This window comes from Burkholderia sp. 9775_39, from assembly GCF_015712225.1.
GTDB classification, from domain to species: Bacteria; Pseudomonadota; Gammaproteobacteria; order Burkholderiales; family Burkholderiaceae; genus Burkholderia; species Burkholderia cenocepacia.
The window spans coordinates 1-16,526 of sequence record NZ_JACCQC010000047.1 but is presented as its reverse complement, the minus strand read 5'-3'; the positions used below and the strand labels follow the sequence as shown (position 1 = coordinate 16,526).

The following is a 16,526-nucleotide window of genomic DNA, read 5'->3' as shown; positions in this document are numbered from 1 at the left end:
CAGTCCGGGTGAGGACACGTGTCTTCGCCGACGCTCTTTTCCGTGTGGCAACGGGGTGATCAATGTGACGCGGGCGGGTGAACTCCATCGCATGCGCGATCATTCATGTGAGCGCGAATCCCGATCCGCAAATAGGCAGCCAGGAACACGATCGAAACCATGAGCGGTGGTGGCGTCGTAAGAATGAGATAGGCGATTTCGCGCATACTGCCCGCTCCTTGTCGATGTCGGTCAGGTCATCCGGGATGTCTCGACATCGACAGGCGGCGTTGCGGCGAGCGTGACATCCTCGCCATCAACGGAGCTCGGCAACGAGCGCATCCGCGCCCTTGTCGATACCGGTCCGGGCCGCACTCAACGAACCAAACGCGGCAGGCAGGTTCATGGCGTTCGGATACTGTTTTGTCACATAAGCCATCAGCAGTTGACCGCTCGTGCTGTCGTAGACTTCGACGGCGTACGACACCGAACCGCCGAACGCACCCTTGCCGCCCCGAATCGCCTGCACGCCGTTATACAGATTGCCGGCGATATCGAAATGCATGGCTTGTCCGACAACCGCCGTGGTCTTCTCCGCGCCCGTGAGCGTGAGCCGCACGCGCAGCGTCGCAGGAGACAGCTTAGGAGCGGTCTGGAAGCGCTTCGAGAGTTTGTCGGCAAACACCTTCCCCATGTAATCGGCAAGCGCCGCCTTGTCCTCGGTCTTCAAGTCGCCGAACTGACTGTCCTGACCGGCATACACGACGACCGGATCCACCATCACCTGCCGGTACTGCGACCAGTTGACACGTGGCGCATATCGGTACGGCACCTTTGCGGCGTCGTCGCCGCGGTTCGGTGTCAGCTGTGATGAGGATGCAATTCCCGAATAGGCAGCAGGCTGCACACCGGCGCATGCGGCCAGCGTCAACACCGTGACGCCTAAAAAAATAAAGGAGCTGAATTTGTTGGTGAGCATGTCGGATTCCGTGGAAGGTGCCCGGACGGCACCAGAGGTGAATTGCGAAAGGGATGACGCGACGGTAGCGTAGCACTGCCTCCATCATATGTAAACCGTCTGCCCGGTTTGTTTTATAGAAGAGGGGCGGGAAGGTACAATGTCACGCTTGGCAGCGGGAGAACTCCCTCGAGCTCATCTCGCGCTACCGCCCCTCACTGCGCATCAGCGCGACGCCATCGTGACAACTCAATGGACAACCAGACCCGCTCGGAAATTTCCCGCAAGAAGGCAATCGATGCAGCACTCAGCATCCTCACCCGCGATGGCGTCGGCGGCTTGACGTTCGACGCGCTCGCGCGTGAAAGCGGCATCAGCAAGGGCGGGTTGCTGCACCAGTTCCGTACCAAGCAGGGTGTACTCTCGGCGTTGCTCGAATTCCAGCAGCAGCAATTCGAACAGTTTGGGCGCGATTACCTGGTGAACGAGGGTGCATCGAAGGCCGAGCCGACCCTCGCTGCCCAGATCGCGATATTCCGGGAAGCCATCAATCAACCGAACTCGGTCGCGCGCGCCGTGCTGGCGGCAATCATCGAAAGCCCGGAACTGCTCGAGGGCCGGGAGAGCGGTGATGCCGACAAGTTGAAAACCATGGACAAGGAGTCGGGCGATTTCGAACTCTCGCTGCTGCGTTACTTCGCGGCGAGCGGCATCGCATTCAACGTGCTGCTTGGCCTGACGCCTCTGACCGGCGCCATGCGAAACCGGCTTTTCGCCCGCCTGCTGGATGAGGAAAGCTGGCAAGCCAAGGCCGTCAAGCCGAAACGGAAGTGATCGGTCGGTCTCTCGACTTTGCGGTCTGAGTCAGTATATGAAGCTCGAAGTCGCATGCGACCCGTTAGTGTACCGGCCGACGGCGCATTGAGCAGGATGCCCCTGCTCGAGCCGATGCCGCCCGCGATTCCCCGGCTGCAGAACCCGATGTGGGCGCACTCTACCTTATGAGCGACATCCGGACGCCGCCGGATGCGCGCGCAATCAGGCTCGGGTCAGAACCGATGAATGATCCCCGCACCGAACGCGAACTGGGTCCCGGTCGACGACGGCGCGGAGTTGAACCCGTCACCCAGCGTCGCGGTCGCGTCGACGATGCTGCCCGCGCCGCTCGTGCCGAGCGTCTTGCCCTTCGCGTGCTGATACGCTTCGAGCAGGTACAGCCCCGTGCGCTTCGACAGTGAGTAATACTGCGACAGGTTGAACTGGTGATACTGCGCGCTGTCGGTGATGCCGTTCGCCTCGGTCGCGCGCGTGTACGCATAGCCTGCACCGAAATCCCACGCCGCCGACGGCTTCCAGTGCAGCACCGCGCCGGCCGTGTTGAAGATCGCGGTGTTGACGAACTTCGACGCCGCGCCCGGGATGTATTCGGTGTTGGTGTACGTGGCCGTCGCATCCCACGCGTCGCTGAACCGGTAGCTCAGGCCCACCGCGAACCGCTGCTGCGCCTTCGCGGTCTGGTAGCCGTTCGTGAGCGCCGACACGCCCACTTGCGCGCCCCCGTTCGACGTCGTCGAATTCGCACCCCACGTGCCGCCGGCCGTATTCGAATTGTTCACGCGCTCGAACGCGAGGCCGACGCCGAGCGGGCCGGCCGCGTACTGGATTCCGGTTGCCCATGTCGAGCCGGCATTGGTGCTGCCGGCCACGCCGCCGAACGAATACGAGCCGCTCAGCGTCAGGCCATACCATTTCGGCGACGTGTATTCGAGCGTGTTGTTCGCGCGATAGATCGTGTCGAGCCCGTCGACGTCGCCCGGGTGCGCGCCGTAGTAGCCGGTGACCCACGTCGTCGGGCTGAATGCCGACATCGTCTGGTAGTACGACGCGTACTGCCGCCCCGCGCTCAGCGTGCCGTAGGTCGCATTGGTCAGGCCGACCCAAGCCTGCCGCCCGAACATCGCATCGGTGTACTGCGTGGCGCCCGTGCCCGAGTTGAAGCCCGATTCGAGCGTGAAGATCGCCTTCGTGCCGCCGCCGAGATCCTCGGCACCCTTCAAGCCGAAACGGCTGCCGGCCCACACGCCCTGGTTCATCCTGATCACCGACTTGCCGCCGCTCGTCGAGCCGAGCGTCGTCGCGTTGCTCTGGTAGCCGATCCCGTTGTCGACGATCCCGTACAGCGTGACGCTGCTCTGCGCGAACGCCGGTGCGGCCGCCGCCATCGCGATGGCGGTCAGCGCGACCCGTGATGCCTGCTTCTTCATCGATCCGTCTCCTTCCTTGCCTTGTTGAATGCGTGAGTTGTTGTGATCAGTGCGTGCCGCCGTGGGGTCATGGACGATACGCATGCCAGCCGTTGCCGCCCTTGCAGACGAGTTGAGAACCCTGGACTTGGCATTGCGCTTCGTAACCCGGCGAGTACAGCCATTCGCCGGCCCAGTGAAGGTCGACCACCGGGTCGGCCTTCGGCGTACCGGCGGCGAAGTTCGCCGCGTCGTCGGTGCTGCCGGTGCCTGTGTAGCGCGCGGTGGCCGGATACGGGAACACCGGGCGCGTGCGCGTCGTGTTGCCGTTCGCGTCGACGATCGACGCGACGATCCGGCCCGGCGTCGCGCCCGTTTCGGTCCACGCCATCAGCGGCGACAGGATGTCGAACACGTCCGGCCCCTGCCCGCCGCCGCAGTGCGCGACGCCCGGGAACAGGTAGAAGCGCGCGAAGCGGTCGACTCTTGCGTCGCCCATGTAGTGCTTCATCGCTTCGTAGTACGCGATGCTCGAACGCGGCGCGATGTGCTGGTCTTCCAGGCCGTGCCACAGCAGCAGCTTGCCGCCGCGCCCGGCGAACCGGGTCAGGTCAGGATCGGTCGCGGCCAGGTAGTTCGACACCGGCACCGTCTTCGCGAACCCGTCGAGCGTGAATTTCAGGTCGCCGATCGCCGCGGACGGATACGACGCGTTGTAGTAGTCGAGATAGCGCAGGAACGGCAGCACGAAGCCGATCGTGCCGCTCTGTGCGGTCGCGGTCGCCGGGACGAACAGCGTCCAGTTCAGCTCGGAGCCCCATTCGCGCGAGACGAGCGGCTCGAGACGCGTGCCGTCCGCGGTCGTCGCGCCGTCGTGGACCCGACGGACGACGTCGGCTTCCTGCGGCGTCAGGCAGGTCGCGGTGGACTGGCCTTGCACGCAGACGATCGTCGCGGGATCGAAGCGACACGCGCGCGGGTTGTCGATCACGCCGTCGACCACGCCGTCCAGCCCGTCGCACGCCTTGAGCACGGCCGCGTGCAGCATCGGCAGCTTGCCGGCGAGCAGAATCGCGCTGCCCGTCTTCGGGTCGGTGTTCACCGCGTTCGGCCATGCATGGTGGAACGTGTTCTGCACGATCAGGTCGTTCGCCGGCGCACCGGCGGCGATGCCGTCGAAGTCGTCGGGAAAGCGCTGCGCCTCCATCAGCGCTTCGCGGCCGCCGTCCGAGCAGCCGTCGAAGTACGCGTAGCGCGCGGGCCGTGCATAGAACTTGCCGATGATCGCCTTCGCGACCTGAGCCGTTGCGTGTTCGGCGCGGTATGCGAAGTCGAGCTTCGCCTTCGGATCGAGCGCCCACGAACCGTCGTTGCCGCCTTCGTGGCCCATGTCGGTCGCAGCCATCGCGATCGTGCCGTTCGTCACCGGCACGCACGTCGATGCCATCGGCGCGTTGACGGACAGGTTGCCGCACAGGCCACCGCAGCCCGTCTGCAGATAACGCTGCGTCCAGCCCTGCGTCGGCAGCTGCAGTTCGAACAGCGACGCGCCCGGGCCGATCGTCCCCTTCACGTCGCACACCGGCGCCGGCAACGTGTTGTTACCGACGACCGTGCCGGCCGGCAGCAGCACCGCCGACGTGATCGTGACGGCGCCGTCGGTCACGCCGCTCAGGTCGAGCGCCGCGACCGACGGGCACGACATCGCGGGCATCACCGCGGGAAGATTCGCGAGTCCGGCGGTGCTCGCCGCATTCGCGGCATTCGGCCAGCCCGTCAGCGCCGCACTCAGCCACACGACGCCGATCGCCAGCGCCCTGGTCAGTGCATCGCACCTTACGCGTGTCGCGCGATGCCAAGCGCACATCATCCACCCTGCCCTGCAGTTCGTCTGCATGCCTGTCTCCTGTCTTTCTGCTGGATATGCCGCTCGTCCGGGCCGGACGACGCGGCGACGTTGTATTGATTCTTCGATAGATCGTATGAGCTGGATCACCACTCACTGCTTCATCAGCATAACTAATATCGATGCGCAAGCCCGTTGCGAAGAAAGGTGAATCCCATCCAATTCGTTTATCGACCGGCCGCGTCAGCCTTATGCAGGCTCCATCCCGTGTTCGCGCTTGATGTGCGCGACTTGCGGCGACGCCAGATACGCGAGGAACCGCGCCGCGGCCACGCGATCGTGCGCGACGGCGCAGACCGCGGCGGCGAACACCGTCACCGCCTGCACGGCGTCAGGCAGCGCACCGACGATTGCGACGCCCAGCACGTGCATCAGCTCGCTCGTCTGCTGAAAGCCGAGCTCGACGTCGCCGGCTGCGATCAGCGCGCCGACCGGCACGCCCGGTGGGGTCTGCACGATGCGCGGTGCGATCGCGTCGGCGATGCCCCAGCGGGCGAACAGACGCGTCAGGTGCGTGCCGCTCGGCCCGGTCGAATAGCCGATCCGGCCTGCGCCCAGGATCGCATCGCGCAACGCGGCTTCCGTACCGATGTCCGGCCGCCGCGCACCGCTCGCGACCGCGACCGCGATACCCGAGCGCGCAACGTCCACGCGACTGCCCGGCTCGACGTGACCGTCCGCCGCAAGCCGCTCGATCGCATCGGACGCGAGCACGACGACATCGAACGGCTCGCCGTCGCGCACGCGCCGCGCAGCGTCGACGCCGCCTACCGACGTGATCGCGACGCGCGCGCCGGTGTCGCGCTCGTAAGCGGCGGCAAGCCGCGCGAGCACCGGCCGCGTCGCCATCGACGAGATGCCCGTGACGGCCAGCGCCGCTTCCGGTGTCTGCATCATCGCGTCCCCCTGAATCAGTCGATGTAGCGCAAGCCGGCCTGACGCAGCGGCTCGCGCATGTCGTACATGTCGAGGCCGAGCACACCGGACGCGAGCTTCGCGCGCTTCGCCGCTTCGTTCGCTTCGCGGGCCGCCGCCTTCTCGAGCACCTGAGCCGCGCGCGCGGCCGGCACAACGGCCACGCCGTCGTCGTCCGCGACGATCACGTCGCCGGGGTGAACGAGCGCGCCCGCACATACGACGGGCACGTTCACCGAACCGAGCGTCGCCTTGATCGTGCCTTTCGCCGAAATCGCCTTGCTCCAGACCGGGAACTGCATCGCCTCGAGCACCGCGACGTCGCGCACGCCGGCATCGATGATCAGCGCGTGCGCGCCGCGTGCCTTGAAGCTCGTCGCGAGCAGGTCGCCGAAATAGCCGTCCGTGCAATCCGCGGTGATTGCCGCGACGACCACGTCGCCCGGCCGGATCTGTTCGGCCGCGACGTGCATCATCCAGTTGTCGCCCGGGTGCAGCAGCACCGTGACGGCCGTGCCGGACGCCTGCGCACGCGGATAGATCGGCCGCATGTAGGGCTTCAGCAGCCCCGTGCGGCCCATCGCCTCGTGCACCGTCGCCGAGCCGAGCGCGCCGAGCCGCGCCGCCACATCCTGGTCCGCACGCCGGATCGTGCGGTACACCACACCGAGTTCAGTCATGATCAAAGCCCCTTCGCCTTCAGTTGCGCATCGAGGCGCGGATACACGCGCCGCGCATTGCCTTCGTAGATCTTGCGACGCGCTTGCTCATCGAGCGACGATGCGTCGATGTAGCGCTTCGTGTCGTCGTAGTAGTGACCGGTCTCCGGATCGATGCCGCGCACCGCGCCGATCATCTCGCTCGCGAACAGGAGGTTGTCGACCGGAATCACGCCGGTCAGCAGGTCGATGCCGGGCTGGTGATACACGCACGTATCGAAGAACACGTTGTTCAGCAGATGGTCCTTCAGCAGCGGCTTCTTCAGCTCCTGCGCGAGCCCGCGGAACCGTCCCCAGTGATACGGCACCGCACCGCCGCCGTGCGGGATCACGAAGCGCAGCGTCGGGAAATCGCGGAACAGGTCGGAGGTCAGGCACTGCATGAACGCCGTGGTGTCGGCGTTCAGGTAGTGCGCGCCCGTCGTATGGAAGCATGCGTTGCAGCTCGTGCTCACGTGGATCATCGCGGGAATGTCGTACTCGACCATCTTCTCGTAGATCGGATACCAGTAGCGGTCCGACAGCGGCGGGCTCGTCCAGTGGCCGCCGGACGGATCCGGATTCAGGTTGATCGCGACGTTGCCGTATTCCTCGACGCAGCGCACGAGCTCCGGAATGCAGGTCGCGACATCGACGCCCGGGCTTTGCGGCAGCATCGCGGCCGGGACGAAGTGATCGGGAAACAGTCGATGGACGCGATGGCACAGCTCGTTGCACACGGCCGCCCACGTGCTCGACACCGCGAAGTCGCCGATGTGATGCGCCATGAAGCTCGCGCGCGGGCTGAAGATCGTCAGGTCGAGGCCGCGCTCGCGCATCAGCCGCAACTGGTTGTGTTCGATCGATTCGCGAAGTTCGTCGTCGCTGATGTTCAGCTCGGCCACCTTCGGTTGCTCCGACGGACTGCCAAACGCCGCGATCTGGCGATTGCGCCACGCTTCCAGCGCCTTCGGCGCGGTGGTGTAGTGACCGTGGATATCGATGATCATTGATGCTCCTGCATTGGATGAAGTGTCCGGCACCCTGCCGACCGCCGCGGCGGACGGCGGTGTGCGACGTGCGTCAGTGCGCCGGGTTTTCGAGTTCCTGCGGTTCGGGCACGGCCGCATGCTGCGTCGTCATGATCGCGATGGCCGCCAGCGTGGCCGGCACCGCGAGCATCGACAGGATCGCGTCGAACTTCCAGCCGAAGCCGAGCAGCGCACCACCGATGGCCGAGCCGAAGATGCTGCCGAAGCGGCCCATCCCGAGCATCCAGCTCACGCCTGTTGCGCGTGCCACGGTCGGATAGCGGCCCGGCGCATACGCATTCAGCCCGGTCTGCGCGCCGCTCATGCAGAAGCCGGCCGCGAACACCAGCAGCGCGAGCGACGACGACAACGCACCGGCCCACGCGAGCACGGCCACGCACAGCCCGCCGCCGAGATATGCGGCGCCGATCACCGGTGCCGGCCGCACGCGATCCATCAGCCAGCCCACGCCGATCGCACCGATCGTGCCGCCGATCTGGAACATCGCGGTCACGTTCGCGGCCGTGCTGACGGACAACCCGGCATCCTTGATTAGCGTCGGCAGCCAGCCGGTCAGCAGGTAGATCACGAGCAGCCCCATGAAGTACGTGATCCACAGCGACAGCGTCACGCGGCTATAGCCTTGCGAGAACAGCACGCCGATCGGTTTGCGCGTCGGCAGCGCGGGCTCGCTCGACACGAACGTCTCGTCGCCGGTGAACCGGGCACCGCACACGCGGTTCAGCAGCGCACCGATGCGTTGCGGCGGCGCACCGCGCACGGCCAGGAGCCGCGCCGACTCGGGCAACAGCCACAGCTGCAGCGGAATCAGCAGCAGCGGCAGCGCCCCGCCGAACAGCAACACCGTGCGCCAGCCGTGCAGCGGAATCAGCCAGCCGGCGACGAAGCCGATCAGCGCCGAGCCGAGGTTGAAGCCTGTAGACATCACGGTGATCATCAGCGCCCGCATCCGCTGCGGCGCGTATTCGGACAGCAGCGTCGTCGTGTTGGGCATCGCCGCGCCCAGCCCGATGCCCGTCAGCAGCCGCAGCACCGCCATCTCGAATGGCGAATGCGCGTGCGCGGTCACGATCGTGAACACGCCGAACAGGAACACCGACGCGATCAGCACGCGCTTGCGCCCGAACCGGTCGGCGCTCGGACCGGCCAGCAGCGCGCCGATCACGAGCCCGATCGGCGCCGCGCTCATCACCAGCCCGAACTCGGGACGCGAGATCGCCCAGTCGCGAATCACCGACGGTGCGACGAATCCCATGATCGCGACGTCCATTCCGTCGGCGATCACGACGAGGCAGCACAGCACGACCAGCAGCCACTGGTAGCGCGACACGGGCCGCTCGTCGATGAACGACTTGATGTCGATTGTCTTTCCACCTGCCATCATGACTCTCCTGTCTCCTGGGCGACGATCTATCAGTCGATTCGTCATCCTATTTATATGGCCCGTTGCGCTTCCGGCAGTCCGGTCGCGCAGGCGCGGCGATCTCGCGCGCGCCCCTCGTCTTCGCTATGTGTTGACCGGCTGGTCCGCGCCGTCCCAGCCGAGCGGCCCCGCGCTCTTGCCGGCCACCGAGTACAGCGCGCCTGGCGCGTTGCGGGTGCGCTGGAAGTCCTCCAGCGATTCGCCGCGCATCGCCGCATAGATATGCAGGTTGGATACGCCCGTCACCGCGCCGAGCTTCTCCAGCAGGAAGAAGATCACGCCGTAGCGCAGCAGGCCGAGCCAGTCGCGCCGGCGGATCAGGTCGCGCTCCTCCGTGCTGAGGTCCGCGGCCGCGAAGCTCGCTTCGGGGTTGCTCAGAAACTGCGCGCGATGCGCGGGCTCGATCATCCGGTGCAGATAGTCGTTGATCCGGTACGCGCGCACGGCCCGCTCGATCGTGAACGGATAGGTGCCCGGCAGTTGCTCGACGCCGGCGAGTTCGGCCGCGATCCGTTGCCGGTGGCGCTCTGCCGCCGCCTCGTCGACTTCCGTGTCCGCCGGCTCGTACACGGCCGTCGCGATCCCCGTCATCGACGGCAGGTAGTAGCTGCGGTGGCGGCACACGACGCCCGCCGGCAAAGCGCCGCGCATCGTGAGTCACATCACGACCTCGGCGCCTTCGAAGCCGCCGAGCGTCGCGTATTCGCCGAGCGGCATGCCGGCCAGGCGCTCGGGATCGCGCTCGAGCAGATCGAGAAAACGCGCATCCCATTCGGGATTGTTGAAGCCCGAGCGCTCGCCGTGCACCTGATGCGACAACCCGCCGGTCGCGACGATCGCGACGCGCAGGTCCTCCGGATAGCTTTCGATCGCGCGGCGCAGCGCCTGGCCGAGCCGGTAGAAGCGGCGCGCGGACGGCACCGGCAGTTGCAGCACGCCCATCTGCAGCGGCACCAGTTGCACCGGCCAGTCGGGCCGGTGCGGACACAGCACCGACAGCGGCGAGAAGCAGCCATGGTCGAGCGGCTTGCTCTGGAAGAACGACATGTCGAACTCGTCGGCCATCAGCGACCGGCCGATATGCGCGGCCAGCGCCGGGTGGCCGGCGATCGGCGGCAGGTCGCGCGCGCCGCCGCCTTCGTCCGCCGGATGCCACTGCGGTCCGACGCCGAGCGAGAACGCCGAATAGTGATCGAAGAAGAACGACGTCACGTGGTCGTTGTAGATGAACAGCAGCACGTCGGGACGCTTGTCGGCGAGCCACCCGGCCAGCGGCGCGAAGTTTTCGAAGATCGGCGCCCAGACGGGATCGTCGCGCTTGTTCTTGTCGAACGCGAACCCGATCGTGGGCGTGTGGGAGGCCGCGATGCCTCCGATAATCCGTGCCATGCCAATGCTCCTTCGTGATGCTCTGATGCGGTCCGGCCGCGCCGGCCGTTGCTGATTGAATGCGTGCGCGTTCGCTCGCTACGCGCGCCCGTGCGGCTGCGGCGCAAGGCTGCGCTTGACGACCAGCGCGAGCGGAACGGCGAACACGAAATGCGACATGAACCCGCCGATGATCACGTTCGGGTCGAAATAGTTCGGATGATTGCTCGACGCGATCATGATCAGCGCGTGCATCACGATCCATGCGACGATCGCGAAAAACAGCGCGACGAACGTCGCCTCGAAGCCGCGCCGGCGGAACCACGGCCAGATCGCCGCGAACACGATGCCCCACGACAGCGCGAACGCGAAATGGATCGCGGTGCCGATGAAGTATGCGCCGATGCCGAGCGCGTCCTGTGCGGCCCTGCCGAACACGAGTCCCGTCGCGTTGCGCGGGATGCCGGCGAGCGGCATCAGGTGCTGGGTGCCAACCCACACGAGCGCCTCGTAGACCCAGATCAGCACCGCGCCCGCGAACCCGCCGCGAATACCGGCGCGTACCGTGTAGGAAAGCGGCGTGCTGCCCGCCGATGCGTCCGCCGGTTCGCGTGCTCCGATGATGTGCTGTCGTCCCATTACGCTGCCTCGCTCGTAGTTGGAGGTGCCGCGCCACGCGCCAGCCCCTTTTCGTGATCGGACGAACAATGAATCAGATGGCGGCCCGCTGCGCCGGCAACCGCGTGCTTGCGGCTCCCGGGATTGAAATTACTCAGTCGCGGCCGGGGCAATATAGTTAGGGTAAACCCTTATAACTCGACGTAACCGCATATCCGGCAAGCGCTCAACCGGCACGCGCACCGCGTCGCCGATGGCCCGGAAGCCCGCCGGATATGGCGTTCGCGCGGCCGCGTCCGGCGGCGAGCGAGCCGCAGCCGGTCGCTCGGCGATTCACATCCGATAAATAAAACAGATGGGCCGATAAGCACGACGCAAGTTCCGCGGCCGCCGTTCCGGTAAAGTCGTTCAACCCGCTGCGCCGCCGGCGCAGGCCGCACGGATGCACGTATGTCGTATGCTCGGCCGCCGCGACGCAGACCGCCCGAACACCCATGGACAACACCGACCTTCCGAATCTCGCCTGCCTGTACGCGGTGCAGCGCGTTGCCGAAACGGGCAGCGTGAGCCGCGCCGCCGCGACGTTGTTTCGCGCGCAGTCGGCCGTCACGCGCGCGGTGCAGGAACTCGAAGCGGCCGTCGGCGAAGCGCTGTTCGACCGCAAGCCGTCCGGCATGCTGGCGACGCCGGTCGGCCGTGCGGTGCTCAAGCGCGCAGAGCGTGTGATCGCCGAACTCGGCGCGCTCGCGAACTGGTGTGCGCTGCGCCAGTCGCGCCGCCGCGCATCGGGCGACGGCGGCCTGCCGGCTTACCTGCTCAACACGCGGCGGCTCCTGCTGTTCTCGACGCTCGCGCGGCACCGTCACATGCCGAGCGCCGCGCGTGCGCTCGGCGTCACGCAGCCGGCCGTCAGCAGCGCGATCCGGATTCTCGAGAGCGGCGCGGGTTTCGCGCTGTTCCATCGGCATCCGCGCGGCCTGCTGCTGACGACCGACGGCGAGACGTTCCTGCTGCACGTGCGGCGCGCGCTGAACGAACTGCGGCACGTCGCCGACGACGTCGCGGCGCTGCACGGCAGCATCCAGGGTGTCGTGACCGTCGGTGCGCTGCCGCTCGGCCGCACGCTGATGCTGCCCGAAGCGGTCGCGCGCGTCGTCACGCGGTTTCCGAAGGTGCACGTGATCACCGACGAAAGCGCGTACGAGGCGCTCGTCGCCGGCGTGCGCGCGGGTGACATCGACTTCATCCTCGGCGCGCTGCGCGCGAGCGATCCGGCGAACGACCTCGAGAACGAACGGTTGATGTCCGAGAACCTCGTCGTGCTCGCGCGCCACAATCACCCGCTCGCCGGCGTGCGCAACCTCACGCTCGCGAGCCTCGCCGGTGCGCAATGGATCCTGCCGCGCAGCCACTCGCCCGCGCTCGGGCTGTTCGAATCGCTGTTCCGGCGCATGAAACTCAAGCCGCCGATGCCGACGGTCGAGAGCGCCGACCTTGCGATAATACGCGGCCTGCTGCTGCACACAGACATGCTCGCGGTGCTGTCCGCGCAGCAGTTGCACTACGAATGCGAAGCGGGGCTGCTGGTCGTGCTCGATGTGCCGCTGCGCGAAACGACTCGGGACATCGGGCTGATGACGCGCGCCGGCAGCCCGCCGTCGCCGGCCGCGCGCGCGTTGATCGACGCGATTCGCGTGGTGGCGACCGAGGTCGCACGCACGCCGCACGCTAAACGTGGACGGTGAACGTGTCTCCGCGCTCGCCGTAAAGTACGCCGGCATCGCACATGAACGGTTTCAGGAACGGGAGATCGCAGGCAAATTGTTGGACGGGGGAGATATCTCTACTGCGGTGATTCGCTTCGCCGACGTAGGCCAAAATAAAGTTGTCACCGTTTGCGAAGTAAAGATGTCACTTCGCCATTTCGCAGTCACCCAAGAGCTGCGAACCCTTGTGAATTCAAGAATTTGCCCGCCGCGAATTAAAGTTGTCACCGAGCGCGGCGTTGCGAAGAGCGATGTCAACTCCCTCGCGACGTCGTTGCAGCGCCGTCGGTCGCGGTAACACGTTGTTCAAAACCTGAGTTTGAGCACGCTATCGTGCCGTCGTGATAAGAAGGACCCTGGAAGCGCTCGGGATCTTGAAGATCGACCTGCTCGCGCTTGGCATGCTGTCGATGGTGCGCCGCGCGCTCGACATGATCTCGGAGAAGCGCGACGAGACGTTGGAACTGCAGGACATCCCGGCCGAGGACAAGGCGACCTACGACATGCTCTGCGAAGGGGATAGCATGGGCGTGTTTCAGGTGGAATCGCGCGCGCAGATGTCGATGCTGCCGCGCCTGCGGCCGCAGTGCTTCTACGACCTGGTGATCGAAGTCGCTATCGTGCGGCCGGGCCCGGTCCAGGGCGGGATGGTGCATCCGTTTCTGCGCCGGCGCCAGGGGCTGGAGCCTGTCATGTTTCCGTCGGAAGGCGTGGAGAAGGCGCTGGCGCGCACGCTCGGCGTGCCGATCTTCCAGGAGCAGGTGATGCAGGTCGCGATGCTGGCGGCCGGCTTCTCCGCCGGCGAGGCCGACCAGCTGCGCCGCGCGATGGCGGCATGGAAGCGCAAGGGGGGACTGGAGCCGCACCACGAACGTCTCGTGAGCGGCATGCTCGAGCGCGGCTACGACCGCGAGTTCGCCGAATCGATCTTCGCGCAGATCAAGGGCTTCGGCGAATACGGCTTCCCGGAGAGCCACGCGGCGAGCTTCGCGCTGCTCGTCTACTCGAGCGCATGGCTGCGTCGACACGAACCGGCCGTATTCCTGGCCGCCCTGCTCAACAGCCAGCCCATGGGCTTTTACACGCCGTCGCAGCTGCTGCAGGACGCGCAGCGCCGCGGCGTTGAGGTACTGCCGGTCGACGTCAACGTGAGCACATGGGATTCTGCGATTGAAGGGCCGACGACGTCGGCGCCCGTGCGCCTTGCTTCTCGCTGTTGCGCGGCATGCGCGAGGACGTCGCAAGCCGGATCGAGCTCGCACGCGCGGCGCGGCCGTTTGCCGACGTCGCGGATCTGGCGCGTCGCGCCCAGCTTGATCGGCACGACCTTCAGGTACTCGCGCGCGCGAACGCTCTTCGCTCACTCGCTGGCGGCAACCGACGCGCCGCGCTTTGGCTCGGGGCCGCTGCCGCGCCTGATCGAGATCTACTGCGCGGCACCGAACGCGACGACGCGGTGCCGGCGTTACCTCAAGCGTCGGAGGGCCACGAGATCGTAACGGACTATCGCGCGATGGGCTTCACGCTCGGCCGGCATCCGCTGGCACTGCTGCGCGATCGCCTCGCGCTGGGCCACCTGCAGTCGGCCGAGCAGCTGGCGACGTTGCGCAGCGGCCAGCTCGCGCGTGCGTGCGGACTGGTCACCGTTCGGCAACGGCCCGGCACGGCGAACGGTATGCTGTTCATGACGCTCGAGGACGAGACGGGCCAGGCGAACGTGATCCTCTGGCCCGGTCTGTTGGAGAAGTTTCGGAAGGAAGCGCTCGGCGCTGCGCTGCCGGCCGTGTACGGCGTGTGGCAGGCCGAAGGTAGGTGCGGCACCTGATCGCGAGCAAGCTCGTCGACAGGACCGCGTTGCTCGGCGCGCTGCCGACGACGTCACGGGAATTTTGCTAATTCTCGGACCGGCGCCTACTACTTGCTACGCGAAAACGAACTTCCGTTGTACCGATACTCGCGCGTCGCATTGCCAGCATCGTCGATATTGGTCCAAGTGATTTTGAACCCGAGCGGATTGTCGATCCACTCGATCGCGAGCCATGGCGACCGGTAGCCCCCGTTGTCATTGAGAGACACGCTGTGCAAACAGCTTTGTACCGGCATCGAATAGACGGGGGCTGCGGCGTTACCGTGGACCTGCAACGCATACAGCGTGCTCTCCTCCCCTGCACCGCAGAAACCCATTGGCTTGTTACTCGAGGATTGGCTCACGACCACCAGCACAAATTCCTTTCCGTCGACGACCTTCGATGTCGCCGATGGGAATCCGATGCCGGACGATGATGCGACGGTCCGACGAAATGCCGTAGGCAACTTCACCGTGATTGTTCGGTGATGGGCGGCGTCTACTTCAATCAACCGTTTTCCATCTTCCGTTTGCTGTAACTGGCGTCCGTTCGACAGCTGAATCGAGGTCGGTGCTTTCTCGTCTGCGAACGCGTTAGCTGCACCAGCTACTGCAACAGCGAAGACGCAACACTTAATTACCGAAGATATGATCGACATAGCAGATTCCGGAATACTTCCATGGATGTTCTTTGGTTTGGCCGGCCTTCATTTTCGGGTACTCATCCTTGTCCCGCTTGCGAAGTTCCTCTTCTGTTTTCCCGGCGTTCGAAGGGTTCGTCATGTCCCAACCTATATTACCCGTTTGCGTGTCACACATCACATCGTCACGCACGATCGTCCCTGCCGCCTTATCTACCTTGTAGTAGGCACCCCCGTTCCATCTGGAAAATGTCTCGCGGCGAAGCTGCTCCTCTGTATAGGGGACCCCGTCAAAGTGCTTGATCGCGTCGGTTTGCTTCTGCTGCCACAACTTAACGCCAGCCTTAATGTTTTCCTTCCAGCTCCAGACCTGTTCGTACGACGGTGCGGGATTCGTCATTTGAGTCATACCGAAACCCTTGTCGCCAGCGACCACGGGTTCACTGTCAGACATCCTGAAGTTTTTGAAGTGACTCTCTTGATCGAGAACGAGCTCGAACCCGACCGTTTTCGGAATCGGCTTGAGGTAGGCGAGCACGTCTTCTTTCGCCGGATTCTTTCCGAGGACCAACACAGTTCTTCGGAACTCGGTTGACCCCGCCTTGACTTCGACGGACAGCTTCCCACCGATAATCTTCCCATTCAGATTCGCATCCCACACCTTGTCGTTGCTGGTAAAAGATCCGGTCTCCGAAAACGATCGCACCTTCTTGCCGCGGCTTTTCTTCTCGTTCAGCGGGCTCACCTGCGCGTCCCATACGATGGTCCACTTCCATTGGTAGGGGGGAGGATCGTCCGACTTGAACTCGAATGTGATCGACGGAAACTTCGTTGTTTCGTCGATGTAGAACTTGTCCCCTGTCGCCGGGCGCACCCAGTCACCGGCGTCGTTCTGAATGACGGCTTTCACTAGGGAATTTTGGTCAGCACTCGTCGTCGACGCGTGCCTAACGTGGCGCTTCACCGTCTTACGCTTCTTCGTCGCCGTCATCATCTACCTCCTTGTACACTGTCAGAGAAAGAGACTCTGGTTCATCGGTATAAATGTGCTGAGTAAAGCCGTTTGCATCGCTGAAGCCGCTCCACCTTTTACCCGACTCGCTTTCGATCTCG

12 protein-coding genes and 2 pseudogenes are annotated in these 16,526 nt (G+C 65.2%); 3 read left to right on the top strand and 11 right to left on the bottom strand.

Going from position 1 to position 16,526, the window contains the following annotated elements; all coding sequences use genetic code 11:
• Positions 1-295: 295 nt before the first annotated feature.
• Complete coding sequence (locus H0X90_RS33955; protein ID WP_006498574.1) at positions 296-958, bottom strand: DUF3313 domain-containing protein; 663 nt, start codon at positions 956-958, stop codon at positions 296-298.
• 231 nt (positions 959-1,189) lie between these two features.
• On the opposite strand from H0X90_RS33955, the gene H0X90_RS33950 reads away from it, so the two are divergent.
• Positions 1,190-1,771, top strand: a complete 582-nt coding sequence (locus tag H0X90_RS33950) for a TetR/AcrR family transcriptional regulator (RefSeq protein ID WP_077190052.1) — start codon at positions 1,190-1,192, stop codon at positions 1,769-1,771.
• 215 nt (positions 1,772-1,986) lie between these two features.
• On the opposite strand, the gene H0X90_RS33945 is transcribed toward H0X90_RS33950, so the two are convergent.
• From H0X90_RS33945 to H0X90_RS33910, 8 genes and pseudogenes are all read right to left on the bottom strand, one after another.
• Positions 1,987-3,201 carry a porin gene (locus H0X90_RS33945; protein WP_077190050.1) on the bottom strand — a complete coding sequence of 405 codons (1,215 nt, stop codon included), beginning with the start codon at positions 3,199-3,201 and terminating at the stop codon, positions 1,987-1,989.
• A 67-nt stretch (positions 3,202-3,268) separates the two neighbouring features.
• Positions 3,269-5,077, bottom strand: coding sequence for a tannase/feruloyl esterase family alpha/beta hydrolase (locus H0X90_RS33940; RefSeq protein WP_077190048.1), 1,809 nt, complete (start codon positions 5,075-5,077; stop codon positions 3,269-3,271).
• A gap of 198 nt (positions 5,078-5,275) precedes the next feature.
• The gene (locus H0X90_RS33935) at positions 5,276-5,983 is read right to left on the bottom strand and encodes a substrate-binding domain-containing protein (protein ID WP_077190047.1); all 708 of its coding nucleotides are present in this window, start codon (positions 5,981-5,983) and stop codon (positions 5,276-5,278) included.
• 14 nt (positions 5,984-5,997) lie between these two features.
• Positions 5,998-6,681: a 4-carboxy-4-hydroxy-2-oxoadipate aldolase/oxaloacetate decarboxylase gene (ligK, locus tag H0X90_RS33930; protein ID WP_077190046.1), complete on the bottom strand. Its 684-nt coding sequence runs from the start codon at positions 6,679-6,681 to the stop codon at positions 5,998-6,000.
• 2 nt (positions 6,682-6,683) lie between these two features.
• Positions 6,684-7,709: an amidohydrolase family protein gene (locus tag H0X90_RS33925; protein WP_077190045.1), complete on the bottom strand. Its 1,026-nt coding sequence runs from the start codon at positions 7,707-7,709 to the stop codon at positions 6,684-6,686.
• Between the two features lie 73 nt (positions 7,710-7,782).
• Positions 7,783-9,132: an aromatic acid/H+ symport family MFS transporter gene (locus H0X90_RS33920; protein WP_196438387.1), complete on the bottom strand. Its 1,350-nt coding sequence runs from the start codon at positions 9,130-9,132 to the stop codon at positions 7,783-7,785.
• Positions 9,133-9,258: 126 nt separating this feature from the next.
• A pseudogene (locus H0X90_RS33915) lies at positions 9,259-10,563 on the bottom strand (gallate dioxygenase).
• A 78-nt stretch (positions 10,564-10,641) separates the two neighbouring features.
• Positions 10,642-11,181 carry a hypothetical protein gene (locus H0X90_RS33910; protein WP_102898721.1) on the bottom strand — a complete coding sequence of 180 codons (540 nt, stop codon included), beginning with the start codon at positions 11,179-11,181 and terminating at the stop codon, positions 10,642-10,644.
• Between the two features lie 473 nt (positions 11,182-11,654).
• On the opposite strand from H0X90_RS33910, the gene H0X90_RS33905 reads away from it, so the two are divergent.
• Both H0X90_RS33905 and H0X90_RS33900 read left to right on the top strand, forming a co-directional pair.
• Positions 11,655-12,905, top strand: a complete 1,251-nt coding sequence (locus tag H0X90_RS33905; protein WP_077190043.1) for a LysR family transcriptional regulator — start codon at positions 11,655-11,657, stop codon at positions 12,903-12,905.
• 370 nt (positions 12,906-13,275) lie between these two features.
• A pseudogene (locus H0X90_RS33900) lies at positions 13,276-14,822 on the top strand (error-prone DNA polymerase); the annotation flags it as partial.
• A gap of 18 nt (positions 14,823-14,840) precedes the next feature.
• Here H0X90_RS33900 and H0X90_RS33895 read toward each other — a convergent pair.
• The gene (locus tag H0X90_RS33895) at positions 14,841-15,431 is read right to left on the bottom strand and encodes a hypothetical protein (RefSeq protein ID WP_125346673.1); all 591 of its coding nucleotides are present in this window, start codon (positions 15,429-15,431) and stop codon (positions 14,841-14,843) included.
• Positions 15,406-16,404, bottom strand: coding sequence for a hypothetical protein (locus H0X90_RS33890; RefSeq protein WP_227739748.1), 999 nt, complete (start codon positions 16,402-16,404; stop codon positions 15,406-15,408). Before H0X90_RS33890 ends, H0X90_RS33895 begins: the two co-directional genes overlap by 26 nt.
• Positions 16,405-16,526 lie beyond the last annotated feature (122 nt).

Excerpts from the sequence above, each read along its gene's own strand:
- H0X90_RS33955 (WP_006498574.1), bottom strand. The coding sequence starts at position 958 with ATGCTCACCAACAAATTCAGCTCCTTTATTTTTTTAGGCGTCACGGTG.
- H0X90_RS33950 (WP_077190052.1), top strand. The coding sequence starts at position 1,190 with ATGGACAACCAGACCCGCTCGGAAATTTCCCGCAAGAAGGCAATCGAT.
- H0X90_RS33945 (WP_077190050.1), bottom strand. The coding sequence starts at position 3,201 with ATGAAGAAGCAGGCATCACGGGTCGCGCTGACCGCCATCGCGATGGCG.
- H0X90_RS33940 (WP_077190048.1), bottom strand. The coding sequence starts at position 5,077 with ATGCAGACGAACTGCAGGGCAGGGTGGATGATGTGCGCTTGGCATCGC.
- H0X90_RS33935 (WP_077190047.1), bottom strand. The coding sequence starts at position 5,983 with ATGATGCAGACACCGGAAGCGGCGCTGGCCGTCACGGGCATCTCGTCG.
- ligK (WP_077190046.1), bottom strand. The coding sequence starts at position 6,681 with ATGACTGAACTCGGTGTGGTGTACCGCACGATCCGGCGTGCGGACCAG.
- H0X90_RS33925 (WP_077190045.1), bottom strand. The coding sequence starts at position 7,709 with ATGATCATCGATATCCACGGTCACTACACCACCGCGCCGAAGGCGCTG.
- H0X90_RS33920 (WP_196438387.1), bottom strand. The coding sequence starts at position 9,132 with ATGGCAGGTGGAAAGACAATCGACATCAAGTCGTTCATCGACGAGCGG.
- H0X90_RS33910 (WP_102898721.1), bottom strand. The coding sequence starts at position 11,181 with ATGGGACGACAGCACATCATCGGAGCACGCGAACCGGCGGACGCATCG.
- H0X90_RS33905 (WP_077190043.1), top strand. The coding sequence starts at position 11,655 with ATGGACAACACCGACCTTCCGAATCTCGCCTGCCTGTACGCGGTGCAG.
- H0X90_RS33895 (WP_125346673.1), bottom strand. The coding sequence starts at position 15,431 with ATGTCGATCATATCTTCGGTAATTAAGTGTTGCGTCTTCGCTGTTGCA.
- H0X90_RS33890 (WP_227739748.1), bottom strand. The coding sequence starts at position 16,404 with ATGACGGCGACGAAGAAGCGTAAGACGGTGAAGCGCCACGTTAGGCAC.